The following is a 20,542-nucleotide window of genomic DNA, read 5'->3' as shown; positions in this document are numbered from 1 at the left end:
GAGGCGAGAGTGTCGCATCTCTAACTGGCCCAACTGTCGCATTACTAAATAGCCCCTACATGGCTTAGTTGCGTAATCTATATTATGGAACAAACAGGCGGTTTTGCTTCTGTTGCGTTTTGGCATTCAAACAGCCGTCATGCTGATCTGGCATGTTTTGATTAAGAGCAGTTTGGATTGTTGCGTTTCCCGTCGAAAACGTGAAAGGCGCGCTCAGCATTGCGTGTGATTCGCCAATGCCCGTCAATCTCGTTTCTAGTTCACTTCCGAAGTCTTTTTCCGGACTGGTCTGCGTCGGTCCGTTCGGGGTTCCACGCTTCTGGGCCACGATCTGGAGCGATGTGCTGAAAACGTCCTTGCGGCCGTCGACGCGCCGCAGGCATCTTGCCACTTTGGACCGGCTCTACGAGTCGGTTGGGCGCCAGCGTGGCAGCGACTGCCTCGACCGCCTGATCGCCGACGCCGATGCCAACGCACTCGAAGACTGCCTGATGGGCTTCCTCGCACAGCTCCGCAATGAGGCCGCCGTCGCTGGCATCGATAAGACCAGTACCTGGAAATCTGCCGTCAGCTTCGTGACCGATATGCTGCGAATTGCCGGAGATGCATCTGGCACTCGGGCTTCCGAAATGGACGCCAAGCTTCTTCGGCTCGACACGCTGTATCGGCAGCTCGCGCCCAATCCCCAGACGTCAGTGTCGCAGATCCGTGCACTTCCTCCAATTGTGGTCGAGGATTTGTACGACATCTTCAATCCGGAATCTTCGCGCAATCCATTCAAGACCGAGGCGTTGCGCTGGCGCAACCTGTTGATCTTCCTGTTGCTGTTGCGCCTCGGCTTGCGTCGTGGCCAGGTGGCACTCCTGCACACCAATTCATTCAAGCAAGACTTCGATCCCGTGGCGGGAAAATCCGTTCACTGGCTGGACATCGAAGATACGGATGACGGCGATCCCCGCTACGAACGGCCGGGTTTGAAGACAGAGCAGTCCCGGCGCCAGCTCCCGCTCCCGCAAGAGATCATTGAGTTGGAGCACATATATAGAGTGAACTATCGCGGACGGGCCAATTATCCCCAACTGCTTATCTCGCAGAAAGCTAAACCGCTGGCCCTGCGATCGTTCAACGAAATCTTCGCGACCGTCACAGCAGCGTTATCTGGCGACGCCAGAAAATCGTTGCAGAAACAGGGTCTTCAAGGCGTTACCTGCCATGACCTTCGCCATACCGCGGCGGCTGTCCGCATGAGGCGTTATCAGGAGGCCGGCGTCGATGTTGAAAAGGCGCAGGAGAAGCTCCGGATATTCTTCGGGTGGTCAAAGGCATCCAGCATGCCGCGGCTCTACGCCAAGGCATACCTCGAGACCAGCCTTGCCGAGGTCTGGGACGAGAAGTTCGGCACGTTCGTGGAGGCCTTGAGGAGCATCAATCCGGAGCGAGATCATTGAGCGCGCCCGGGCACAAGTTGGAGGTTGGACTTCTAACCGAGATCGGGAGGTTGTCGGCCAAACTACCGCCATTGCCGCTCGTGGTGAAATATTTTGATGACTTCTCTAACAAGACGCACGCGCTTCGGAATATCGAGGAAGACAAACCGCTCACGCTGTGTGTGGACGGTCGCGAGTGGAAGATCGACTTTGCCAGGTTCCAGCCCGCAGAATCCGTCTTCAGGCATATCTTTGTAGAATGGCTGAGCCGTCTTGACCCGACAACAGTCGTTATGAAAGTCGCCGGCGTCCATAGGTACGTCTCTCGCCGTGGGATTGGTTCCTTAGTTGAGCTCATCACCTCGACACCCTACGACGCTCGCGCTCATTGGAACACTTATGTCCTCGCGGATGTGAGCGCCGATGAAAGTTTTGCGCTCCGATCGACGCTCCACTCGCTCTGCCGCCTCAACATCGGTCATTGGTCCTCGCCTATGGCCTCGATCATACGAGGACTGAAAAGCCCAAAAGTCGACAAGTATCGTGTCGTGCGCGCCGGCGACTGTTTCCTTCCCCTGGACCAGCAGGCCATGCTCGTCAACCACATCGATGATATGTGCGCGAGGCTGGCGGCCAATCCCGACGCGGTGGATGGAACCGCGTTGCGCGACGTCTGCATGCTCGTCATGTCGTACCAGTACGCGTTCCGAGCGGGCCAGATCGCCCGCATCGAGCTTGCCGACGTGCGGCTCTTCTCGACAGGTGCCGTCCATGTCGCCGTTTTGCTGATCAAGCAAAAGGACAGGAGCAAGCGCATTCGCGTGACTCGGCGGATTAAGCGAGAATGGGCTTCGATGTTCAATGAACTGGTGAAGCGACGTGAGAATGGCGCGATCCAGCCGGATGACGGAGTGCCCCCTCGCCTGCTCTTCGGCCTTACGCCGCTTGGCGTCAGTGACGCCATCATGGAGTTGACCGAGGAACTGACGGGCGAAGCCTGGTCGCCAACCGACCTGAGGCACACGGCAGCCCAGCGTCTAGCAGACAGCGGCATCTCCCATCTCGGCCTGACCGAGTTCCTGGGCCACACCAGCGACCGCATCGCCAACGTCTACTTCGACACGTCGCCCGCCCAGGCGCAGCGCATCAACGAAGCGCTGGCGATCTCGCCGATTTATTCGAACATCGCCAAGATCGCCAAGACCAAGACCATCGACAAGGCGCAGCTTCTCGGGCTGCCGCCCGATCAGCAGATCGGGGCCGTGCCCCACGGCATTCCCATTGCCGGGATCGGCGGCTGCAATCTCGGCCAGAGTCTTTGCATCAAGAATCCGGTTTTGGCGTGTTACACCTGTTCGAGGTTCATGCCGCTTGGCGAGCCGGAAATCCATCAGGAGGTACTGGAGAGCTTGCGGCCCGTGGTGACCGAGTTCGCCGCCGCCTCCCGATATAACCAGCAGTCCCCCGCCTACGCGCAGCTTAAGACCACCCTCGATGCGGTGCGCCGGGTCGTCGAGGCGCTCAAATCCGAGAACATCGACGAGGAACGATCGTGAACCCGTTTTATGCGGAATACATCGCCACCGCCAAGCAGTTGGCGAGGGGGCGCGGCCTCGACTGGGACCTCGTCTGCGACGATAAGGGCGAAGTCAGCAAAGATACGCGCTGGAACCTCACGAAACTCGTGGGCATGCTGCCGCCACCCACTTACTGGTTGGGGCAGTTGGGCGCAGATCCCCTAGCAGTCCAGAAACTCAACGAGATCAGACAAGGGATGAACCAGAAGCCTTTTGCCCTTGGGCCGATGCCGCAGCATTGGCGCGACCTGTACCAAGCGGTCTTCGTTCATAAGCTGCTCGTCGGCAAGACCAAGCCGCACAGTGCAGAGCTGATAGCGCACGGCATCAGGAGGCTCGCCCCTGCCGCTGATGGCGCTCCGCCTTGGGCGATTACCACCGAGCAAATCCAGCTCGCCTACAATGCAGTCTTGCGTTCTGCAAATTCCGGGAAACTTGCTCTCGACTTCGTCACCATGGTGAAAACCATTCTCGACCGACAGAAGCTCGCCAACATCCCTGCGCTTGCCCGTTTTTGCATCCCTTATCCGAGCAACGAATCCCTGTCCGCCCAGCAGCAGGTCGAAACCCTTCGAAAGCGACAGAATGCTCATGGCGGAAAGGACGGCCTCCGCCGCTCGCTCGCCGAAAGGAAATCGGCGGCGAAGTTGCCCGAGGAACGTGCGTTCTGGGAATTGGCACGGATCGTGTTCACGGAAACGCCGCACTCCTTCTCCGATGCGATCCGCTTTGCTGTCTTCAAGGTGCAGATCATCATGGGCTTTCGGATCGGCGAAGCTGTGAGTGTGCCCTTGGACTGGAAGCGATGGCGCGAATATCTGGATGCCGACGGGCGACCGGCCGCAGGCCGCGGCGGCTTCTCTCGCTCGCTGATGATCCGCCACTTCGCGGAAAAGCAGGAAGAGGATGAGCGCCCCGACGGCGTGTCCTTCTATGAGAATACCCAGCATGTTCCGCCGATGTTCGAGGAGATCCTCATCGAGACACTTGAGCATGTCGAAAGGATCACTACACCGCTGCGCGAGAGGCTGAGGCGACAGACTGAAACGAGCCGCATCTTTCCGGAATACCCCGAAGATGCATTCATTCCTGCTTGGGAAATGTACGTCAGGATGACGGGCAATATTGCTTTCTCTGATCCGGACATTCCTTTGAGCTTGGTGCAGAATTATCGCGAAACCTATGATGCCGAGGCACTCGATAAGATCAGGCAGTACCAACTTGGAGGCAACCAGAGCATGCTTCCACGGTTCTGGGGCGCCCCTCTGCTACGGGGCATCCCGAGCAACCCCATCTATGCCCGGTTCGATTGGCGGACGGCCGACGTTCGCGTCGGTGATGTCGAGCACCATATCTGGAAGAACCGGACGACCAAGCTGTCGGATACGATGCCAACGACGATCACGGACGGTACCGAGTTCTACCCTCACGAACTCATGTTCATCATGCCGGTCAGGAACGTGATCGAAGGTCGCAACCACGGCATCCTCGACACAACCCTCTATTCCGCGATTGGCCGCATCGACAGGCACGACTTGACCCGCTCGACCAGCGGCAGAGGCAGCGGCGACACCCTATTCGAGCGCTACGGAATGACCGAGGAAGATCGCGCTCTTCGGCTTACCCCGCATGCGCTGCGGCACCTTCAGAACACCGAACTATTCCGTCTCGGAGTCGCCGACACGATCATCACCAAGAGATTCAATCGGCGCAGCGTTCAGCAGAGCTACTTATATGATCATCGCAGTCTCGCCGAGGACCTCATCGATATCGACCTTCCTCCAGAGGCGGCGGAGCGGCTCGGTGACAAAGCGAAACAGGTCTCCAAACTGATATCGGCGGATAAGGCGCGTGGTCCTGTCGTCGAGGAGTTCCGCCGTGTCCGGCGCGAGTACGGCGAAGCGGCCGCCTTCGACTATCTCAATGCCGAGGCAGACGGCCTGCACGTCACGCCCTACGTCCTATGCATCAACAGCTTCACCAGCGACCCCTGCCCCAAGCATCTCGAATGCTTCGATGGGTGTCTGCATTTGGCGCGCACCGATGTCGCAAGCGAGCAGGAAAACCTGCAGCGCATGCGAGACAGGTTTACGAAGGTGATTATCAAGCTGGCAGCTCTGCCCGAGAACCAACGCAACGTGGGCTGGGCCAACCAGCTCACCCACGCTCGCCTCCGGTACGAAAATATCGTCAAGGCGCTCGGCAAGGACGCGGGAATGCAGGCCTTCCCGGACGGGAGCGATCTGTCCGTGTCAGCCGAACGGAAAGCTGGCACCACAATCATCGACACCATGAAGCGCTTGAGGGATCTGAATGATTGATAAGAGCCGGCTGCTTGAGGAAATCCTGGAGGCGATGGTCGCCGATGACGAGGACATCAGCGTGCGTGCCGTCTGCAGGCGCAGCGATGGCGTCTTCAGGCATGCGACCGACATCACCCGCATTGAAAGCCGCCGCGGGATGGTCGAGGCAGCGATCAAAAAGCAGAAAGCGGTCCGCTCAGTCGTCGAGCGATCCAGCAAGAAGTCCCCTGCTGAGCTGGAAAGGCTCGCAGCGATGAAGACCGCAGATATCGACCAGTTGCAGACTGACAAGGAACTGCTGATTGCGTCGCATCGTGCCATGATCCTGGCCGTCGCCGAAGCGGGTGGCTTCCCGGCGTGGAAGCGGTTCTTCGAGGGATACCAGGCTGCCGTCGATCGGCTAGAAAAGATCGGCAGCCTTCCCGAGGCGAGCGTCATCAGCCTGTCGCCGCAGAGGGACACCTGATGGTGCGAAAAACCGGCAAAAGCGGCGTCGAGATTGCCAAGGAGCACGTCGATGCTCTGATCGAATACCTGGTACGGCACAAGGACGAGCCGCTTCCGAAATACGGTGTCGATCTGAACAAGAGCATCATCGCCAAGGAATGCGGCTTTGACCGACAGGTCTTCCGCACCAATCCGCGTTGCGCCGAAATCCTGCGCGACGCCGACGACCGGGATCGCAACGCGAGCCTGTCGCGGCTGGAGCAGGCCGAAGCTGTCCGGGATCAGAAGGCCAAGGCAGATGCCGGCCAGATGGCGCTCGAAGACGAAAACCTTCGCCTGCTGGCCGAGAATGCCTCGCTTCGGCGAGAGCTCGACCGCCTGAAAAGATTGAGCGCGGTGATCGCCGAGACTGGCAGGCTGCCGTGATTGGGTTCTCGAAGTCTGGTCCTCGGAGCCGCGCCGTCGTGGCCCCGAAACGCCGTGGAGGCCGGATCGCAGTGAACGAGGCACAGGGACCCGCGACGGCACGGCGTGGGTGGCCGCAGTGAACGGAGAGCCGGACACCATGGCAGGGGCCGTGAAACGACGGGGCGGCTTCGAGAACCAGACGGCCCCGGTCCTTGGTGAGCGATCTGAGCGGTCGTCCTCCTGGGAGCTGGCCGTCACCTCGGTGCACACGAGCCGCTTCGGCGATCATGTGATCATCGGCCGAGACGAAAACGGCCAACTCCGCCGTGCCCTCGTTCCGGCGAAAAGAACGCCGCGTGATCCGGCGATCGGTGAAACCCGGCGCGTGACTGGCGAGATGAGGCTGCATCCTGAATTTGGCCCGCAATTGCATGCGGTAGTGGCGCTCCCCCTGGTCACCAGTGGCCAGGCGATCATCCGCCATCTTGCCACAGACAAGCGCTTTCCTGGTATCGGTTGGGCGACGGCAAACAGGCTTTGGGATGCGTTCGGCGACAGCCTCTATGATCGCATTCGCGATCGCGAGCTACGGCCCTTGGCAGACCTCGTCGGCGCCGAGCGCGCTGTCGCCATCGTCGACGGCTTCGGCATGCTCAGCGACGAGGCCGAAATCTTCCGCTGGCTTGATCGCTATGGCGTCGCGCCCCGTGTCGCCGGCGCGGCGGCCCGTGTCTGGGGTATCGGTGCGATCGAGCGGATCAAGGCCGATCCATACACCATGACGCTGCTTGAAACGTGGCGCGATGTTGATGCTCGAGCACTTCGTCTCGGCGTCGCCGTTGACGATCACAGGCGGCTTGCTGCGGCCATCGAGGAGGCCCTCGCTATCAACTTCCGCGCCGGTCATATGGCCTCCCCTGCTGCGGTGGTAAAGCAACTGCTCCGCCGCCTGTTGATGCCGTGGAGCGGCAATCCAGCCGAGGCCCTCGATGTCGCTCTGTCGAGCGGTCGCGTCGTCTCGCCGGCGCCCGAGATCCTGCAATCCCGAGCGTGCCGGTTTATGGAGGACGAGATCGGGCGGTTGATCGGGGAAAGGGTCCGCCGGCAGCGTCCGGCTTCGGACGGCAAGCTCGTCATCGACGCGATCACCAATGTCGAGACTGAGATCGGCTACCGGCTGACCGAAGCCCAGCGGGAGGCGGTGTTCATGGCGACGGCCTGCGGCGTGTGCATAATCAGCGGCGGCGCCGGCACAGGCAAGACCACCGTCGTACGGGCGATCCTCACTGCGCTGGAAGCCTTGCGCGACGATCTTCCGGTCGCCCACCACGGCGGGATCGAGCACCTGCAGGTGGCCTTGGCGGGACGCGCTGTGCGGCGGATCAGCGAGGCCACCGACCGTCCGGCCTGCACCCTCTCCCGACTGGTGCATGACATCGAAAACGCCGGCCGTAAGATTCGTGGTGGGACGATTATCTTCGACGAGGCTTCAATGTTGGATACGCCCTCGATCTATCGGGTGCTCGTGCAATTGCCGCCCGAGGTCAACCTGATCTTCATCGGCGATCCCGGCCAGCTTCCGCCGATCGGGCCGGGCCTTCCCTTCCACACGATGATCAGAACCCAAGGTATCCCTGCCGTCACTCTGGAAATCGTTCATCGGCAGAACGATGCCACTGGCATTCCCGCCATCGCCTCTGCCGTCCGTCACGGCAAACCGGTGAACCTCCGGCGGTTCGATCCGAACGCCGGCCTTTCTCGGGGCATTTATCTCTTTCCCTCCTCGAAGGAGGAGATTGCGACGAAGGCGCTGGCCGCGTTCCGCGCCATGTGTGGCCCGCCACCTGCAAACGGCAAGACTTCGGCATTGCACGAGCTCGACGTGCAGATGCTCACCCAGGTGAAAAACGGACCTGCCGGTTCGAAGGAGCTGAACCGCGCCATCGAGGCGGAATACATGGCCTGCCAGCCGAAGATTGAGGATTGGGGCTTGAGTGTAGGCTCCAGGATCATGTGGCTCAGGAACGACTATTCCAAGGCGCCGCAGCTCGATGCAGCGGGCAATCCGCAGACCGACAAAGCCACGGGAGAGCCGATCTGCTCGGGGTTCATGAACGGCTCCCTCGGCGTGTTGAAGAAGCTTCATCCGAAAGGTGCCTGGGTCAGATTCGACGACGGTGCTGAGGACGCAATCACTGCAGCTGATCTTGAAAAGCTGTCGCTCGGCTGGGCGATCAGCGTGCATAAGGCGCAAGGCTCTGCCTTCCGCCGCGTCATCATCCCCGTCATTCGCTCCAGGCTACTTGACCGAACCATGCTTTACACCGCGATCACGCGAGCGATCGAGACCGTGGTGCTTGTCGGCGAGATCGATCACATCAATGAAATCATCACCTCTGCACCGAGAAGTTTATCGCGCGTGACTGCGCTCCGTTTTGAGCTGGAATAAAGCAACAGGGTCGCAGTCCAGACGACGCAACACTGCTGGCAACTGTTGCGAAATCTTCGTCTGAGCGGAAGCAACATATGCTGGAAATCCCGCATGCGACACCGTTCTTGAGCGACGCGAAGCGACAGCCCCTGAGCCGCAGGGGCTGAACCTCACTCACTCACCCAGCTTCGCTTCCGAAACGGCATTTTTTGGAACTCGCGAGCGGTTTTGTTTCTGTTGCTTTTGGCCACAAACCGCCGCTTACGCAGTTGCGATTTCCTCGGTAGCGTGCGGTTCGATCGTTGCTTTTTTCGCCGCAGATGCGGCGGCGGTGAGAACTTAAACCTCCGTGTCCAATTGCGGATATAGCCGTCTCATACTGGACACGGGCGAAACGTTGATCTGGCGAAGGCCATTGAAATGGCTCGAGCCAAAAGTCGGCGGTTTCCTGGTATATTCATCATCGTCGCGTGATCGCCAGGAACCGGCACGGTATGAATGGCCGCCGCACTCAAAACTCGGTCCCAACCCCGCGCAGGCGAAGTGGCCTCTGGATCTATTGGGCTTTTGGCTCGTGCCCTACGGGGAGGACAAATTTCAGTGGCATAAAACTGATGTATTCCAATCGGCAGGGATGGAGGTTCGTACCCTTGCAGCGCCCCGTGGAACCGAGCAATTTTTTCATACATCGCCACGTCATTTCGCAGATCACGATTTGACGGGATCGCTCCGATTTGCTGCGCCTTTTCAAGCAGCTGGGAAATCGAGCTTTGTTCAGCGAAGCGTTCAAGCTCTGCAAAGCGCTCATCATCCAGCATTTCGAGGCCTTCTAGAACCAGTTCGTTCATGATTTGGTTGAGTGAGATGGTCGAGCCATTTTCAGGTAGCGTAACATCGATGAACGCCATGAATGATACAGCTTCGCCTAGTCTCAATAGGTGCTCCGCAATCGCGTAAGCCAAGAAGCCGCCTAATGAGTATCCAGCGAGGCGATATGGCCCAGATGGCTGGGTTTCTTTCATCACCCCGATTGCCTGCGAAGCCATCTCTTCAAGAGTCGGGGGACAAAGTTCATTGAAATCGGGCCACGGCACAGCATAGGCGGGACAGTCGGTGTCCATTTCGCTGACCAATTTGGCGGCGTAGGAACAGTCACCCAACCCTGTCGGAACAAAGAAGAGCGGCGGTTGCGATCCAGCCGCACGGATGGGAATCACTTCTGCATTGCTCGGCCGTCGTTCAAAATTAAGCTTCGATGCGAGGTCCTTCAGAAGGGGTGTCCGGAAGAGATCGCTGGCGCTCAATTTCAGTCCAAGGTTTGAGGCTCGACTGAGCAGCTGCACCGCCAGCAGCGAATGGCCGCCGAGCTCGAAGAAGTTGTCGTGGCGGCCGACCCGCTCCAGCCCCAGAAGCTCGGCCCAGATCGCCGCCAGCGCCGTCTCGACCGCGCCCTGCGGCGCCTCGTAGCCCCGCCGCGCATAGGCATCGTCGTCGGGAACAGGCAGCCCCTTGCGGTCGAGCTTGCCGTTCGCCGTCAGCGGCAGTGCTTCCAGCCGCACGAAGGCGGCCGGCACCATGTAGTCGGGCAGCCGCGCGCCAAGGTGCGCGCGCAAGGCGCCGGCAAGCGCGCCCGGATCTTCGCCCCCGGCTCCCGCTTCGCCCTCGGCCCCCGCTTCATCTCCCGCTTGCGGCGCGCACACCACATAGGCGACCAGCCGCATCTGGCCCGCCCGGTCCTCACGCGCCACCACCACGGCCTCGCGTACCCGCTTGTGCTCCAGCAGTCGGGCGGCGATCTCGCTCGGCTCGATGCGGAATCCGCGGATCTTCACCTGCTCGTCGTTGCGGCCCAGGAACTCGAGATTGCCGTCCGGCCGGTAGCGCGCGAGATCCCCGGTCCGGTACATGCGCGCATTCGCCTCGCCGCTGAACAGATCGGCCAGGAACCGCTCCGCCGTCAGCTCCGGGCGGTTGAGGTAGCCACGTGCTACCCCTGCCCCGCCAATATAGAGCTCGCCCACCGCCCCGAACGGCACAGGCTGGCCATCACCGTCCAGCAGATACACCCGCGTGTTCGATATCGGACGCCCGATCGTTTCAACGACAGCCTCTCCCCTGGCCATGCAAACCCAGGTTGAATACGTCGTTGTCTCCGAGGGAGCGTACAGATTGCAAATCTTTAGGACGCGCGTGTTGTCGAAGATTCGTTCGATCACACCTGCGCTCAGCCGCTCGCCCGCCAAATTGATGGCGCTTGCCGAGGCGGGGACTGCTTTCTTCTCGAGCAGAGCGGCTATGGCAGAGGGCACTGTATTGATCAGCGAGACGCCGGAAGGCGTCTGCGCCAATGCCAGTGCATTCTCGGCAAGACAGCGTGCCGCCCTGCGAGAGCGCTCCGAAGCACTCATAGACAGACAGATCGAAGCTGATCGAGGTGGAGAACAGCACGCGGCTGGTCTCCGATCGCGCAAACGCGCCGCTGTTCCAATGCAACAGGTTCGCAGTGCTTCGATGCTCGACCATGACGCCCTTTGGTGTTCCGGTGGAGCCTGAGGTGTAGATGATATAGGCGAGATGGCGCGCGGTGAGCCCGAGCGCACGCGGATCCGGATCCGTCGCCGGCTGCCCGGCCCAGGCGGGTGCCGCGGTGTCGAGGTCGACCACACCGACCTGGCCAAGCGCCTCGGCGCCGAGGGCTTGGCGCCCAGCCGCATCGCAAAGCATGAGCCGCGGGGCGGCATCGTTAAGCACCTGGTTGAGCCGGGCGCTCGGATAGGCCGGGTCGAGCGGCAGATAGGCGCCGCCCGCCTTCAGGATCGCCAGAACCCCGACCACCATCATCGGGCTGCGCTCCAGGCAGATCGCCACCGGCTGGTCCGGCTTGACCCCGAGGCCGATCAGATGATGCGCCAGGCGATTGGCGCGCTCGTTGAGATCGCCATAGCTCAGTTCCTCGGCCCCATGCACCACCGCCACCCTGTCGGGCGCCTCACGCACCTGCGCCTCGAACAGCTCATGGATGCACAGCTGCGACGGATAGACAACCAAAGACAGCGACTGCTGATTTGACGATGATGCCACCATCCGGACTTCTGCGCATTTGACGGCCGGTAGCAGCGCGAAAGACTTGCAGCAATTGCAGCGCCGGCGGCACTCGCGACCACATGGTTTTGATGCGTTCCCTGCCATTTCGGGTTTTCCGAACAGCCTGGCCCGTCACAATGCGCTGTGACCAGCGGAAACCGATCTCGTGGAAATACAGGTCGGCGTGCTGCGGGCTGATATGATGAAAGACACCGGCAATGGTGCGGCGGACGCGGGCATTGAAACCTTCGACCGAATTGACATGAACGGCGTCACGAACGTATTCGCGGCTGGAATGCTTCACAGTGTCATGCCTGGAATAGTTCTCGCCAAGGGCCATGAACGCTGTCGCCTCATCGCTCATCAAATAGGCGTCCGGGTCAATCTGCGCTTCGGCGGCGCGCGCCGCTGCACGGAGCGAAAGACCAGTCACCACCGCAGCACGCGCGTCACCGGCCGGAGTGCCGGGTGTGACGTCATCTGGTCGCTGCACGATCACCATGACAGGCGTCTTCTGGGTATTCGGTAGACCTTTTCGGCCGCGTCCAGGCGGCGGATCGTCCGGATTTATTCTTGCTCGCCCACCGAGATAAAAATGGTCGATCTCCACCGTGCCATCGAGCATGTGCTCGCGCGCCGCCATGAGACGCAGCGCGTGTCCCATCCGCCAGGCCGTCGGCTGGCTCACCCCCAGAGCCTCGGCCAGGCGCACTGAGGACAAACCTTTATCCGACTGCAGCATCAGCCACATGCCCTTCAGCCAGACACTCAGAGGAAGCTTCGTGGAATGCAGCGGCGTGTGTGTCGTCACCGTAAACTGGAAGCGACAATCGCCGCTGGAGCATTGATAGAGACCCGGGCGCGCACGCCGCTTGCCCATATCGCGCCCGGCGATTGCAATCGAGCGCTTGTAACCACAGGCAGGGCAAACTCTCCCAGCCGGCCACACCATGCTTTCCAGCAACCGCCGAGACTGCTCCTCATCGCGAAAGGCCACGATCATATCTTCCGCGGTCCGAATGTTGGTAAGCGCTGCAAGCATCGTTTCCGACATGCTCATCTCCCTCGGATCATGCCCGAAGAATCGCATGGCAACCCTTGGATAGCAAGGCTATTGCTGTCTTTGGTTGATAAAGGCCTCGTACGCTAAGACCGAACGGAGCATGAACATCATGCTACGCGAAGGATTCGTCCGGGAAGGCGCAACGGCCTGAAGCCTTCCAGCATCCGCTGCTCATCGTCCCAGGAATAGATGCCGGTGAGATTGATATGCTCCCAACTGAGCGGTGAGACGTGCTTGAGCAGAACGTCAGGGACGATCCGGCCGCTCTGACGAAGGTGAGCGACGGCGCGGCTGAGATAGGCGGTGTTCCAATGCACGATGGCGCTGACGACGAGATTGAGGCCGGAGGCACGGAATGCCTGGCTCTCGAATGATCGGTCGCGGATCTCACCGCGCTCGTGGAAGAACACGGCGCGCTTGAGCTTGTGGGCAGCCTCACCTTTGTTGAGCCCGGCCTGGCACCGCCGGCGAAGCGCCGGGCTTGAGTACCATTCGATCATGAACAGGGATCGTTCGATCCGACCGAGCTCCCGGAGGGCCTTGGCCAACTGGCTGGCCTTGGATGACGCCGCGAGCTTCTTGAGAATCGTCGAGGGGACAACGGAGCGTGTCGTGATCGACGCCGCCAGATGCAGCAGATCGTCCCAGTGTTCGAGAATAAGGGCGGTGTTGATCAGCGCGCCAATATGACTGGCCAGGGCCGGATAAGCATTGGCCTTCTCGAAAGTATGGAATTTTCGATCCTTGAGGCTGCGCAGGCGCGGTGCGAAGCGCTTGCCGATCAGGGCGAACAGCGCAAAGACGTGATCGGTGGCGCCGCCGGTGTCGGTAAAGAGCTCTTCGATCTCAAGGATCGTGTCGTGGTCGAACAGGTCATCGCTCTCGGTCGGACTGATCGGCAGAATGCTGAAGTAGCCATATTGATCGGACAGATGGCTGTAGAACTTCGATCCCGGCTCGTTGCTATAGTGGAGATTGATGTCGCCGCGTTTTGCGGCACGGTCGCTGGCACGGAAGAACTGCCCATCAGACGAGGCCGTCGTCCCATCTCCCCACAGCCGAGAATGGGGATGACGTGTATGGGCGTCCGTCACACAGGCTTGGGCGGCCCGGTAGGTTTCGGATCGGGCATGGAAGGTGCGCATCCAGCCGATCTGATGGGCGCTGATGCCCTTGGACGCGCCGGCCATGCGCTTCGGGCCGAGATTGGCCGCGTCTGCAAGCACGCCGGCGAGCATGGCGGAGATGTTTTGCGGCGTATCTCCTGTGCGAACGTGGGTAGGCGAATCCGGTCCACTCATGCACTTCCCGGAGAAGATCCGGCACTTCGACCAGCGGGTACATGTCGGTGATCTCAACGTTCAGTTCCTCGGCCGCGGCGGGAACCTCGCTGGCTGGTGGTGTCACGATCAGGGTTCCGGCCTCGAGCCTAACGCCTTGGAGTTTGTCGTTGCGGGCTCGAAGGGCAAGGCGCTTGAGATTGAAGTCCATCATTTGCTGGACTTCAGCGAGCCAGGCGGCACCATCACCCTGCACCCCAAGACGGAGCGTGCCCTCCTCCTTCATGGCGATGAAGGCGGGCTTTGGCATGAGATGTTCGTCAATCGGTCGGATGAGCGGCTGCCCTCGACCCAGATGTCGGCGGAGCGAAGACGCTCCGCGCATTGCTGCAAGCGTTGCAATCTCGTAGAGCCGCCGGTCGGGCTTTGCCTGTCTGAAGATCAGTTTCCGCTCGGCTGCACCGAGATGGGCGATCGGGACGCGCGCGGGAAGCACGCGCCGCCCTTCCGTGTAAAGGGTTCTCAGGGTTGCGATCGCGGCAAGCAGGGGATCGTGCCGGCGCGTCGAGTGGAAGGTAAACGTCTGCAGGAAGGCTCCAGCGTATTTCCGGACATTCGCATATTGCTCGGCCGCCAGAACCAGGGGCGAGGCATCATTGTCCTCGACCATGGCTTCGAGGCCGGGCTTCATTTGCAGCAGCCGATGCCAACCAACTTGCTGGTCCAGTGTCTCGAGTGCGTTCTCATCATTGTCGTTGGCGGCTTGCAGGGCCGATATCGTCTCAAGGAACAGCCGCAACGCCGTGGATGTCTCGATCCGGGAATTCATGTGGCCCTGTTTTTTGCGGTTGTTGGCCTGAGAAAAGAGCCGGCCGATCAGCTTGATGAACATCGTCACCGCATCATCGGTGAGCCTCGGGCCAAGCTTGATGATCTGCGCGACGATCGTCGCATGCCGTCTATTGGCATTGAAGTCGCTGGCGAGCCACGCCGGCGTGACATCGCCCTCCCGGATCATCTGATCCCAGCGTCCGGAAGGAATGCGGGCCCGCAAGCGAGGATCGATGGCGAGGGTGCGCAGGAACGCGATCCGCTCGGTCAATCCAACCAGGTTCAAAGCTCCCGGAGCATCCGGTGCGGAACGCAGCCAATGAAATCGGGTCTGGCCTATCGCCGGATCCACCTTCAGCAAATCATCGAGACCCTGACGCCGCTCAGGGGACAGGTCCGAGATCAAGGCGATTTCTGCGCCCCGACGGGCTACGGCGCGAGCCGCCAGCCCGATCCGCTCGACGGTGTCCACTGTCGGCAACAAGACCCGGAGCTCTCGGAATGTGGCAATGATAGCATTCGCAATCGAAATGCCCTTGTCGGTCACCGCGGCCGCTTCAATCGCCGACAGCAATGCCGCACGACGATCTTGAGTCGTTGCGCTCCTCATGCCCAAGTAGCGAAGCAAATGGACGATATGCTCCCGGCGGGTCTCTTCCCGCCGAGCGTAGAAGCCGAACGTATCGGGATCCACATCGAGTTGCTCGGCAACATAGTTGAGCATTGCTCTCGGCGGAACTTCATTGGCCATGAGCGCCCTGCCGGGATATCGCATCAGGCAAAGCTGAACCGCAAAGCCGAGCTGGTTATGCTTGCGCCGCCGGACTTCAATTTCCAGCCGGTCGGCTGGAGACAAGGAATAGTGACGGATCAGGCTGTCCTCATCGGTCGGAATGTCAAAAAGTTCCTGTCGATCCTGAATCTTGAGAAGCTTCCGCCTGGCCATTTTCTTACTCCTTACAGTGCGAGCCGATGGCCTTGCCTCTGTCCGAAAACGGTCGGTTCCGTACAGACCTGAAACGCACTGTCCACAAATTACCTTGACATTATTTTGGACAGAGTGAATATTTCGGACAGCCTATTCGGACGAAATTGACCCCATGCCGCCCACCTTTGCCTACGTCCGCGTCTCGACGACCGGGCAGACCACCGAAAACCAGATTCAGGAAATTGAGGCGGCCGGCTTCCATGTCGAGCCGCGCCGCATTATCGCCGAGACCGTCTCCGGCAGCACAGCCATTGCCCAACGTCGAGGCTTCACTCGGCTAATGGACAGGTTGGAAGCGGGCGATGTGCTGATCGTCACCAAGCTCGATCGCCTCGGGCGCGATGCTATTGATGTCAGCATGACCGTCAAGACACTGAGCGAAATGGGGGTTCGGGTTCACTGCCTCGCACTGGGTGGTGTCGACCTCACGAGTTCGGCTGGAACGATGACCATGAACGTCCTCAACGCCGTCGCGCAGTTCGAACGCGACCTGCTGATTGAAAGGACGCAATCCGGTCTCAGGCGTGCGAAATCGGAGGGCAAAACTCTCGGTCGCCCTTCGACCCTCAACGAAAAGCAGAAGCAGGATGCGCGCCAGGACCTGTCTGCTGGAATGAGTGTTTCGGCCGTTGCCAGAAAGTTCGCTACCAGTCGCCAAACGGTCATGCGCATCAGGGATAAAGCTTCGTGACACGCGCTGCTCGTTGATGAGCGACGCGGCCTATCCGCAGGTGGTTGTCAGGTGCGTGGCGTCGGCACTTAAGAGGGAAGTCGAAGCGATTGTAAACTTTAGGCTTCATTCTACAGCTTGCGCGGGAGTACCCTGTGAATTATCAATTGAGCATCTGAAACTTGCCAGCGAGGGGCTATGCAGGCGCGATTTGGCGGCAAATACCAGCATCTCGTCCATGGGGAGGGCTGTGCCTGTCACACCCCGATCTTTGCTCAGATCAACGCCCGAATCTCCGAGCAGATGTCCCGCCGATCCCTTCTCAAAGGGATCGCAGGCGCCTTGGCAACGGTTTCGATTGGCGACGTTCCCGCGTTTGCTTCGGATCCGGCGAAACCGATTTTGTTGCAGAACGTGCGCATCTTCGACGGACGATCAAGCAAGCTCATCGAGGGTTCGAATCTTCGCATCTCCGGGAACAAGATCGAAGCGCTCGTTCCGGCCGGGGAGAAGGTTGCCGATGCGCAGGTCGTCGACTGTGGGGGACGTGTATTGATGCCGGGGCTCATCGATGCCCATTGGCACACGCTCATGGCGGCGATACCGGAGGTGCTGGCGCTGACGGCCGACGTGCCCTACATCCATCTTGTCGCTGCAGAGGAGGCTGGCAGAACCCTGATGCGCGGCTTTACCACGGTGCGCGACGTGGGCGGGCCGTCCTTCGCCCTCAAACGCGCGATCGATGAAGGCAAGTTTCCAGGCCCGCGTATTTTCCCTTCCGGCGCGATGATCTCTCAAACTTCAGGGCACGGTGATTTCCGCATGCGCTATGAGGTGCCGCGCTATTCGTACAACGATCTCAGCCATCCCGAGGCGGCCGGTATCGCCGCCATCGCCGATGGCGTTCCCGAGGTGCTTCGGCGCGTGCGTGAGCAACTCCTTTTGGGTGCGAGCCAAATCAAGATCATGACCGGCGGCGGTGTCTCGTCTGCCTACGACCCGATTCACGTCAACCAGTTTACCGCCGAGGAAATCCGCGCCGCCGTGAACGCGGCCGCGGACTGGGGGACCTATGTCTGTACCCACGTCTACACTCCCGAAGGCATCAAAAGGGCCTTAGAAAACGGCGTCAAATGCATCGAGCACGGGCAACTCGCCGACGAGGAGGCGGTCAAGATGATAGCCGGCGAAGGCGCATGGTGGAGTCTGCAGCCGTTCCTCGCCGACGAGGACGCCAACCCGAAATCGGACCCAGTACAGAGGCAGCAGCAGCAGGACATCGCCGAGGGCACGGTACGCGCCTACGAGCTGGGCAAGAAACACAAGGTCAATATGGCGTGGGGAACCGATGTCTTGTTCAATCCCAAGGGCCCCGCTACTCAAGGCAAACAACTTGCAAAACTTTCCCGCTGGTTCGACAACGCAGACGTTTTGCGGATGGCGACGAGCCGCAACGGAGAGCTTCTCGCCCTCTCTGGCGAACGAAATCCATATCGGGCCAAGGTTGGGGTCATCGAACCGGGGGCACTCGCCGATATTCTCGTCATAAATGGCAATCCGCTCGACGATCTTTCCCTCATTGCTGATCCGGACAAGAACATGGCTCTGGTCATGAGGGACGGGCGCATCCACAAGAACATGCTGGCAAATTGAGGGGGCTTATCGTGAACGGCCGTATCGCGAGTTCAATCCATCTGACCTGCTTCTTTCTGCTCGGCGTTCCAACCGCAATGGCAACCGACCTGGACCCGCCTGTTTCACAAGACAGGCGCCCGAGTCAGGCTGGATCTTCCAAGTGACCCCGTACGTGTGGGCCGCGGGGATCGACGGTGACGTTTCGCCCTTCCGACGTCTTCCGACCGTTTCCATCGAGAAGTCTTTCTCCGACGTATTGGAGGATTTGAACGTCGCCGGGTTTGTCAACCTCTGGGCGCGCAACGACTGGTTCGTGATTTCGGGCGATCTGATGTATGTCAGCCTCACTGAAAGCAAGACGATCGGTCGGCTGCCGATCATTGGCGGCATTCCACCCATCGGCGCAAGCGTCGATACGTCGCAGTTCGCCGCGTCTCTCCAAGCGGGATACCGGTTCTACGACTCTCCCGAGTTCACCTTCGACGCCCTAGCTGGAGCCCGGTCTTGGCGGATCGAAACCGACGCCAAGGTTTCGTTTCTCGGCTTCTCGCGCTCCATCCAAAGCGACTTTGATTGGTTCGATCCAATCGTAGGGGCAAGAGCCCATTACCATATCAACGATTCTCGCCCAAGGGGATGTCGGCGGATTTGCGGTGGGATCGGATTTGACATGGCAGGCCTTGGCAACAATCAACTATTCGTTCAACGACAAGCTTACCGTTTCCCGCCGGCTACAAGGTTCTCTCCGTCGATTACGAAAACGACGGTCACGTTTTTGACGCGACGCTCAAGGGGGCCGGTCCTGGGGCTGACCATCAGGTTCTGATGGGAGGTCGCAAACCGCGCTCGATTTCGCGCACCGGGGCGGCGCATTCACGTTAGCAAAGGATCGGAAGAGGAAGCCGACAATGCAGGATACCTCCACACACGTGCCGCTGTGGTCTTGGACCATTCCGCTGCTCGGTGGCGTGATTGCTGCTCTGGCACTAGCGCACGTGCTGCCCGAAGACTCCGTCCTCGTCTTGCTGATGTCGGCGGGCCTGCTCGCCGGTGCGGTTTTTGCCTCGGTGCATCATGCCGAGGTTCTTGCCGAGCGGGTGGGCGAACCTTTTGGAGCTATCCTCCTTGCCATCTGCGTGACAATCATCGAAGTGGCGGTCATCGTCTCCATAATGTTGTCCGGTGCCGAGGGAAACGAAGAGGTCGCGAGAGATACGGTTTTTGCCGCCGTGATGATCGTGCTCAACGGCGTCATAGGCCTTTGTCTCGTGTTTGGTGGTCGACGCCACCACGAGCAGTCGTTTCAGTTGAATGCCGCTTCCGCGGCACTGGCGGTGCTCGGAACACTTGCGACACTGTCTCTCGTGCTGCCGAATTTCGTCATCGCAGGACAGCCACAGCAGTTCGCTCGAATACAGCTTGCCATCATTGGATTTGTCTCGCTGGTCCTTTACGGCGTGTTTCTGTTCGTTCAGACGGTTCGGCATCGCGACTATTTCATGGATCACATAGACGCCATCGATGACGGCAAGGCGCTTCCGGCTGAGCATGAACACCCGCAGGGCAATATGTCGGCTACTGGAGGCCTACTCGTGCTAGCCCTGGTGGCAGTCGTCTTGCTGGCAAAGTTGCTTTCGCATCCACTCGACAGCGCTGTCGACGCCGTCGGGCTGCCGCAAGCAGTCGTTGGCGTGGTTATCGCGGGTGTCGTTCTGTTGCCGGAGGGCATAGCCTCGATCAAAGCGGCATTGATGAACCGCCTTCAAAACAGCGTAAATCTTGTTCTCGGTTCAGCGCTTGCAAGTATCGGGATGACCGTTCCGGTAGTCGCTGCGATTTCCGTTACGCTCGGGCAGAACATTACTCTGGGGCTCGCACCCGAGAACCTCGTCATGCTTATCCTGACACTCTTCGTCAGCACCATCACCCTTGGCACAGGCAGAACCACCGTGCTCCAGGGCGCAGTTCATCTTTCCATATTCGTTGTCTTTCTCCTGCTTTCGGCCGTGCCCTAATTCGCAATCGGAAACGGTTGTGGCCGCGCGGCGCCGCCAGAGGCAGAAGGTTTCTTCACAAGATTCGTTCAAGCTGTGGACTCGATGTTCATGCTAGGTTCGCGCTTGCCGTACGATTTCGAGCAGTTCTTGTCCTGATCCCCGCCTCCCGCGCCCGCAGCAGATAGGTCGAAACCGAGGTCTTGCCGATCTTCAGCCGCTCGGCCACCTCGCACCGACAGCCCTGTTCATAACAGGCGCAGGATCGCCCGGATGTCCCTCACGCTCTCCGAGCGAGCTTGCCGATTGCTGTCGGATGGTTCTTGATCGTGCCGACATGTCGGGCCTCGGTCGTGTCCCTACAGGTGGTGTAGCTCGGCGGTAGCGAAGCCGCTCGCGAGCGC

At 60.1% G+C, this 20,542-nt stretch carries 12 protein-coding genes and 3 pseudogenes; 11 read left to right on the top strand and 4 right to left on the bottom strand.

The annotated features are described in order from the left end of the window. Positions 1 to 236 precede the first annotated feature (236 nt). The 7 genes and pseudogenes from BHMPCIPO_RS28645 to BHMPCIPO_RS33250 all read left to right on the top strand — a co-directional run bounded on the left by BHMPCIPO_RS28645 (position 237) and on the right by BHMPCIPO_RS33250 (position 8,611). A complete protein-coding gene (locus BHMPCIPO_RS28645; RefSeq protein ID WP_210266667.1) occupies positions 237 to 1,448 on the top strand; it encodes a site-specific integrase in 1,212 nt (403 codons plus the stop codon). 50 nt (positions 1,449 to 1,498) lie between these two features. Continuing rightward, complete coding sequence (locus tag BHMPCIPO_RS28640) at positions 1,499 to 2,983, top strand: site-specific integrase (protein WP_246304592.1); 1,485 nt, start codon at positions 1,499 to 1,501, stop codon at positions 2,981 to 2,983. Next, positions 2,980 to 5,325, top strand: a complete 2,346-nt coding sequence (locus BHMPCIPO_RS28635) for a hypothetical protein (protein WP_173520081.1) — start codon at positions 2,980 to 2,982, stop codon at positions 5,323 to 5,325. Before BHMPCIPO_RS28640 ends, BHMPCIPO_RS28635 begins: the two co-directional genes overlap by 4 nt. Then, positions 5,318 to 5,773, top strand: coding sequence for a hypothetical protein (locus tag BHMPCIPO_RS28630; protein ID WP_173520080.1), 456 nt, complete (start codon positions 5,318 to 5,320; stop codon positions 5,771 to 5,773). The genes BHMPCIPO_RS28635 and BHMPCIPO_RS28630 overlap by 8 nt, the downstream gene beginning before the upstream one ends. Continuing rightward, positions 5,773 to 6,180 (top strand): VPA1267 family protein, encoded by a 408-nt coding sequence (locus BHMPCIPO_RS28625; protein WP_173520079.1) that lies wholly within the window; start codon positions 5,773 to 5,775, stop codon positions 6,178 to 6,180. Before BHMPCIPO_RS28630 ends, BHMPCIPO_RS28625 begins: the two co-directional genes overlap by 1 nt. A 139-nt stretch (positions 6,181 to 6,319) precedes the next feature. Beyond that, positions 6,320 to 7,012 (top strand): annotated as a pseudogene (locus tag BHMPCIPO_RS33725) (AAA family ATPase); the annotation flags it as partial. A gap of 210 nt (positions 7,013 to 7,222) precedes the next feature. Then, positions 7,223 to 8,611, top strand: a complete 1,389-nt coding sequence (locus BHMPCIPO_RS33250) for an ATP-dependent DNA helicase (RefSeq protein WP_246304712.1) — start codon at positions 7,223 to 7,225, stop codon at positions 8,609 to 8,611. A 356-nt stretch (positions 8,612 to 8,967) separates the two neighbouring features. Here BHMPCIPO_RS33250 and BHMPCIPO_RS33550 read toward each other — a convergent pair whose 3' ends face one another. The 4 genes and pseudogenes from BHMPCIPO_RS33550 to BHMPCIPO_RS28605 all read right to left on the bottom strand — a co-directional run bounded on the left by BHMPCIPO_RS33550 (position 8,968) and on the right by BHMPCIPO_RS28605 (position 15,797). Then, the gene (locus tag BHMPCIPO_RS33550; protein WP_282439100.1) at positions 8,968 to 11,001 is read right to left on the bottom strand and encodes a thioesterase domain-containing protein; all 2,034 of its coding nucleotides are present in this window, start codon (positions 10,999 to 11,001) and stop codon (positions 8,968 to 8,970) included. Between the two features lie 10 nt (positions 11,002 to 11,011). Continuing rightward, a pseudogene (locus BHMPCIPO_RS33545) lies at positions 11,012 to 11,677 on the bottom strand (AMP-binding protein); the annotation flags it as partial. After that, positions 11,607 to 12,731, bottom strand: coding sequence for an IS1595 family transposase (locus tag BHMPCIPO_RS28610; protein ID WP_173520077.1), 1,125 nt, complete (start codon positions 12,729 to 12,731; stop codon positions 11,607 to 11,609). The gene BHMPCIPO_RS28610 and the pseudogene BHMPCIPO_RS33545, both read right to left, overlap by 71 nt. A gap of 116 nt (positions 12,732 to 12,847) precedes the next feature. Beyond that, a pseudogene (locus BHMPCIPO_RS28605) lies at positions 12,848 to 15,797 on the bottom strand (Tn3 family transposase). A gap of 154 nt (positions 15,798 to 15,951) precedes the next feature. Here BHMPCIPO_RS28605 and BHMPCIPO_RS28600 point away from each other — a divergent pair. The 4 genes from BHMPCIPO_RS28600 to BHMPCIPO_RS28585 all read left to right on the top strand — a co-directional run bounded on the left by BHMPCIPO_RS28600 (position 15,952) and on the right by BHMPCIPO_RS28585 (position 20,159). After that, entirely contained in the window at positions 15,952 to 16,530 is a 579-nt protein-coding gene (locus BHMPCIPO_RS28600; RefSeq protein WP_173520076.1) for a recombinase family protein, read from the top strand. Between the two features lie 177 nt (positions 16,531 to 16,707). Continuing rightward, entirely contained in the window at positions 16,708 to 18,162 is a 1,455-nt protein-coding gene (locus tag BHMPCIPO_RS28595; protein WP_173520075.1) for a metal-dependent hydrolase family protein, read from the top strand. 142 nt (positions 18,163 to 18,304) lie between these two features. Further along, the gene (locus BHMPCIPO_RS28590; RefSeq protein WP_210266666.1) at positions 18,305 to 18,970 is read left to right on the top strand and encodes a hypothetical protein; all 666 of its coding nucleotides are present in this window, start codon (positions 18,305 to 18,307) and stop codon (positions 18,968 to 18,970) included. 82 nt (positions 18,971 to 19,052) lie between these two features. After that, positions 19,053 to 20,159, top strand: a complete 1,107-nt coding sequence (locus BHMPCIPO_RS28585) for a calcium:cation antiporter (RefSeq protein WP_173520074.1) — start codon at positions 19,053 to 19,055, stop codon at positions 20,157 to 20,159. Positions 20,160 to 20,542 lie beyond the last annotated feature (383 nt).

Origin of the sequence: Ensifer sesbaniae, from assembly GCF_013283665.1 — a bacterium.
Lineage (GTDB): Bacteria > Pseudomonadota > Alphaproteobacteria > Rhizobiales > Rhizobiaceae > Ensifer > Ensifer sesbaniae.
Note: the sequence above shows the minus strand (reverse complement) of the source record. Positions and strands in the feature narration are given on the sequence as shown.